This is a genomic window from bacterium (assembly GCA_021372775.1).
Classification (GTDB): domain Bacteria; phylum Acidobacteriota; class Polarisedimenticolia; order J045; family J045; genus JAJFTU01.
This window is the reverse complement of sequence record JAJFTU010000094.1, coordinates 1-4,266: the sequence shown is the minus strand read 5'-3', so window position 1 is coordinate 4,266 and position 4,266 is coordinate 1. Positions and strand designations below refer to the sequence as shown.

The 4,266-nt window shown below is 73.5% G+C and carries 4 protein-coding genes; 2 read left to right on the top strand and 2 right to left on the bottom strand.

Annotated features, from left to right (window positions below; all coding sequences use genetic code 11):
• Both LLG88_03400 and LLG88_03395 read left to right on the top strand, forming a co-directional pair.
• Window positions 1-1,453 (top strand): FAD-binding oxidoreductase (locus LLG88_03400; protein ID MCE5245953.1); only part of this gene is annotated, 1,453 nt, incomplete at its 5' end.
• Window positions 1,454-1,937: 484 nt separating this feature from the next.
• Window positions 1,938-2,561, top strand: coding sequence for a threonylcarbamoyl-AMP synthase (locus tag LLG88_03395; protein ID MCE5245952.1), 624 nt, complete (start codon window positions 1,938-1,940; stop codon window positions 2,559-2,561).
• Window positions 2,562-2,571: 10 nt separating this feature from the next.
• Here the strand turns inward: LLG88_03395 and LLG88_03390 are convergent, their stop codons facing one another.
• Window positions 2,572-4,059, bottom strand: a complete 1,488-nt coding sequence (locus LLG88_03390) for a succinylglutamate desuccinylase/aspartoacylase family protein (protein ID MCE5245951.1) — start codon at window positions 4,057-4,059, stop codon at window positions 2,572-2,574.
• A gap of 59 nt (window positions 4,060-4,118) precedes the next feature.
• The coding region (locus LLG88_03385; protein MCE5245950.1) for a response regulator at window positions 4,119-4,266 on the bottom strand (148 nt) is incomplete at its 5' end.

Sequence of the window (4,266 nt, the reverse complement as noted above, 5' to 3'; positions counted from 1 at the left end):
TCCGGCCGATCTCGAGCGGTACCTGGGCGACGAGAGCCGCCTCCCCGGCGGGTCGGCGGACGAGGTCTTCTGGCCGGACAGCCCGGCCGAGGCGGCGGAGGCGCTGGCGATCGCCGCGTCCCGCGGCGCGCCGGCGACCTTCTCCGGCGCGGGGACCGGGATCACCGGCGGGCGCGTCCCGGCCGGCGGCGTCGTCGTCGCCACGGACCGCCTGCTGCGACTCGAGCCGCGGGTCGCCGCGGACGGCGCGGGCGGGACGCTCCTCGTCGGCGCGGGGGTCGCGCTCGCCGCGGCGCAGAAGGCGGCCGCCGACGAGGGGATGTGGTATCCGCCCGACCCGACCGAGAACGGCGCCTTCGTCGGCGGGACGATCGCCACGAACGCCTCGGGGGCGCGGACGTTCCGCTTCGGCCCGACGCGCCGCTGGGTGCGGCGGATCGTCGTCGCGCTCGCCGACGGCTCGCTGCTCGACCTCGCGCGGGGACAGGTCGCGGCGCGCGACGGGCGGTTCGAGATCGAGCGTCCGGGGCGCCCGCGGCTGGTCGTGCCGGCGCCCGACTGGCCGCTGCCCTGCACGACGAAGCACGCCGCGGGGTACTACAGCGCGCCGGGGATGGACCTCGTCGATCTCTTCGTCGGCAGCGAGGGAACGCTCGGCTGCGTCGTCGAGGCGGAGCTGGAGCTGATCAAGGCGCCGGCGTCGATCATCTCCGGGATCCTCTTCTTCGAAGGCGAGCGCGAGGCGCTGGCGTTCGTCGCCGCGGCGCGCGGCGACCGGCGGAGCGGCGAGCGGGGCGTCACGCCGACGGCGCTCGAGTTCTTCGACGTCGCGGCGCTGGCGCTGCTGCGCGGCGCGGGGGCGGACGTCCCCGGCGGCGCGCGCGCGGCGATCTTCTTCGAGCAGCCGGTGCGCCGGGACGACGACGCGGACGCGCTGGTCGAGGCGTGGGCGACGCTGGCCGAGGAGCGGGGCGCCGACGAGGCGAGCTGGCTCTCGCAGGAGCCGGCGGAGCAGCAGAAGTTCCGCGAGTTCCGCCATCTCGTGCCGGTGACGATCAACGAGACGATCGCGCGCCGCGGCGTGCGCAAGGTGAGCACCGACACGGCGGTCCCGCCGGGACGGGCGGGGGAGATGCTCGCCGCGTTCCGCGCGCTGCTCGACGGCGCGGGGCTGGAGTCGGTCGCCTTCGGGCACATCGGCGACGACCACGTGCACGTGAACATCCTGCCGCGCGATCCTTCCGAGCAGGCGGCGGCGAAGGCGCTCTACGGCAAGCTGGTCCGCGCGGCGGTGGCGCTGGGCGGCACCGTCTCGGCGGAGCACGGCCTCGGCAAGGTGAAGGCCGGCGACCTCTCGCTTCTCTATCCGCCGGAGACGGTGGCCCGCATGCGCGCCGTCAAGACGGCGCTCGATCCGCTCGGCCTCCTCGGCCGCGGCACCCTCTTCGGCTGACCGCCGCGCCTTTGAACGATGCACGGCAACGTCGTGTAGGGGAGGCTGGCGCGCCCCGACGATCGTTCCCCCGCTCAAGACTCCACCGCGCCTGCCTCCCGACGCGATTCGCGCGGAACGTTGCCTGTGACGACGAAAGGCAAGGATTCGCGAGGTCCGCGTCGGGCGGCTGGCGCGGCGGGGGCGTCGTTGTTCCGACGATCGTCGCCTTTCCCGTAGGGGAGGCTGGCGCGCCCCGACGATCGTCTCCCCGCTCAAGACTCCGCCGCGCCTGCCTCCCGACGCGATTCACGCGGAACGTTGCCTGTGACGACGAAAGGCAACGATTCGCGAGGTCCACGTCGGGCGGCAGGCGCGGTGGCGGCGTCGTTGTTCCGACGATCGTCGCGGCGCGCCAGCCGCCCCTACAGGAACGTGACCCAGCGGAACGTCGCCTTGGGGCGCCGGCGGCGCGGCGACGGCCGCTGGCCTAAAATCGGGGCCGATGGGCATCAGGCTTCAGGTTCACCCGGAAACGCCGCAACGGCGTTTCATCGAGCGCGCGGCGACGACGCTCGGCGCGCACGGCGTGGTCGTCGCGCCCACCGACAGCTCGTACGCCTTCGCCGCGGCCCCCGGCTCGCGCGCCGCGCTCGAGCGGATCGCGCGGATCAAGGAGATGAACGCCGAGAAGCATCTGTTCAGTCTCGTCGTTCCCGACCTCTCGGAGATCGCGCGCTTCGCCGACGTGGACAACGCCGCCTACCGCGTGCTGCGGCGCTTCCTCCCCGGGCCGTACACCTTCGTGCTTAAGGCGTCGTCCGAAGTGCCGCGCATCCTGCTGACCAAGCGGAAGACGATCGGCCTGCGCGTCCCCGAACATCCCGTGGCGATCGAGCTGGCCCGCGCGGCGGGGGGCGCGATGCTCGCCTCGACCGTCAAGATGCCCGGCGAGGACTACGCGCTCGCCGATCCCGACGAAATCGAGCAGCGGACCGGCAAGCTGGTGGACCTGTTCCTCGACTGCGGCTGGGGCGGCGTCGAGCCGTCCACCGTCGTGGATCTCTCGGAGGGCGAACCCCGCGTGATCCGCGAAGGGGCCGGCGATCCCGCCCCGTTCTTGTCCTAGGCCGCCTTCCTCAACGAGTCACGCGCAGAACCGGCAGCGCCGCCCCGGCGACCGCGAAGGGGCGGAAGCGCGGGTACTGGTAGACGCCGTAGAGCGCGGCCGGCTCGAGCAGCAGCGCGGCCCGCGTCGCCGCTTCGCCGCGCAGCGTCACGAGCAGCGTCCCCGCCGGCAGCGTCTCCTCCTTCGCCGCGGCGCAGGTCACGATCTGCCGTCCGTCGTAGCGGGAGTAGACCTCGTCGAACTCGTCCTCCATCCGGACGAGCGTGCAGCGCTCCGCGGCGACGCCGCGCGGCGCGGCCAACTCCTCGAACGGGATCTCGTGCCGCGCGAAGAGCGTCTTGAACGCCGCGGCGGCGCGCGGCTCGACGGCGTAGCCGACCGGCGTCGCGACGGCGCTCTTCACCGCCACCTCGGTCATCATGTTCGCCGTCGGGATCCGCACCGTCTTTCCCGTGGCCGTCTCGATCAGCGGGAACTCGGTGATCGTCGTTCCCCGGTTGACCCAGAGGTAGTTCGTCGGCAGGAACGGCGGCAGCGGCTTCCGCCGCGCGGCCTCGATCGCGGCGACGTCGGCGGCGCGGTGCGGGTTGGGGGCGAGGAACCGCTTCAGCAGGACGAGGTAGGCGTCCACGCGCGAGGCGAGGTCGGACGCGTGGCCGTCGTCGGCGCGCCGCACGCCGGCCTCGACGATGAACGCCATCCCGCCGTACATCCCCATCGAGTTGACCGCGCTGTCCGCCTCCGGCGCGGAGTGGCGCTGGTTCTCCCGCGGCGGCAGGCCGCCGACCGTGTAGCGCAGGAAGTTGTGCCCCGCGGCGCGCTCGGCCGCCGCCCCCTCCTCGACCCAACGGCTCGCCGCGGCGACGACGGCGGGATCGAAGAGCGGGTTGTTCAGGTTGTCCATCGTGATCTCGGCCCAGGAGTTGAAGCCTTGGTCGCGGTCGGTGTCGCGCCCGAACTCGTGGCAGTCCACGGCGACGTGCGGCCGCACGCGCCGGGCGACGCGGTGCAGCGCCTGCGTCTCGGGGTTCTCGAGCACCATGTGGTCGCGGTTCAGGTCGGCGCCGGTCGAGGTGCGGCGCTTCCCCGCCTCCGCGCCGTCGGGGTTGACCATCGGCATCACCCAGAGGTCCACGTCGGCGGGCAGCGTCTCGGGGCGGCGGGCGACGTCGCGCAGCAGGTAGAGCAGCGCGTCCTTCCCCGAAACTTCGTCGCCGTGCTGCTGGGCGAAGAAGAGGACGCGGAACGACGGCGCCTTGCCGCGCGCGGCGTGGACGAGGAAGACCGAGCGCCCCTCGGCGGTCTTCGCCTCCTCGGAGACGCGGACCGGCCCGACGCCGTCGATCGAGGCGAGGAAGCTCTTCATCTCCGCGTAGGAGATCGTGCGCGTCAGCGCCTTGCGGTCCTCGGGGATCTGCGCCGCGGCGGGCGCGGCGGCGGCCGCGGCGAGCGCGGCGAACGCAAGCAGGCTCAACGGGATCATTCGAGCGGCGATCATCGGCATTTCTCCTCGCGCCCCCGCGCTCAGAACGGCCCCCAGTGCGTCGGCGCCGCGGATCAGGCGCGGGGAAGCCAGCGGTCGAGGGCGCGCTCGACGTCGGCGAGGGCGAACGGCTTGGAGACGTAGTCGTCCATCCCCGCCTCGAGACAGCGCTCGCGGTCGCCCTTCATCGCGTTGGCGGTCATCGCCACGATCGGCAGGCGC

Bases quoted from the DNA above. Each gene is read 5' to 3' on its own strand.
- LLG88_03395 (MCE5245952.1), top strand. From the start codon at position 1,938: ATGGGCATCAGGCTTCAGGTTCACCCGGAAACGCCGCAACGGCGTTTC.
- LLG88_03390 (MCE5245951.1), bottom strand. From the start codon at position 4,059: ATGATCGCCGCTCGAATGATCCCGTTGAGCCTGCTTGCGTTCGCCGCG.